The 729-nt window shown below is 45.0% G+C and carries 1 pseudogene; it reads right to left on the bottom strand.

From position 1 onward, the window contains the following. Positions 1 to 729, bottom strand: a pseudogene (locus R7R24_RS26700) (hypothetical protein); the annotation flags it as partial.

The raw sequence follows: 729 nt of genomic DNA, 5'->3' as shown, positions 1-729 counted from the left end.
CTTGGAGAGGCGTAAGGGGCTAATCCATTCACATATACTCTATCGGCTTCAGTTAGTTCACTTAAGCCATTTTTGTTGTGCCAGTAACCTTTGGTGTCAAAGTCTGCAGTGATTTCACAAATGTTATTGAAGTGCACTTCATTACCATTAAGTGCGTCACTGCGGTTGTAAACTTCACCGATAATGAGAGGGACGCCATTTTCCATTTTCATGACAGATTTTACGTCGAACGAAATGGTGTGATCACTGGTATTGTTCCATGCAGCAGAAAGGCTTTCGCTCACTTCATAAGGCGCGGGATCTTCACCGCGAACATTTGGAACGAGAACGAAGAATGTGGCACAGCCATCCTCTCCTGTCATCCGCTGTACGTAACCATTGGCATCGACTTCCGCTAAATTCTCGCCTTCTGGAAGAACACCGGCATCAAGAAGAAGTTGTTCTATCACTAAGAATTCACCATTTTCTGGATACTCAGGGTTGAATGGTTTAGGAACGGGTACACTGTCAGGTATGTAAAGGTTGACCGGCCAATTCGGAATCAAGCCTTCGCCTTCATCATGAATACCGTTACCGTTCATATCGAACGACTTACACACTTTAAGATTGGCAATACCGATAGAACCAAAACGGATGGTTAACACGGGATCATCATCAAAGGTTGGTTGAGCCCAAGCACTAGGCATGAAACCAACGTCATTCTCCTCATTACCGCTGGCTTCATCTGTG

The organism is Vibrio sp. 704 (genome assembly GCF_033339295.1).
The sequence above is the reverse complement of the archived record's forward strand: the minus strand, read 5'-3'. Positions and strand labels throughout refer to the sequence as shown.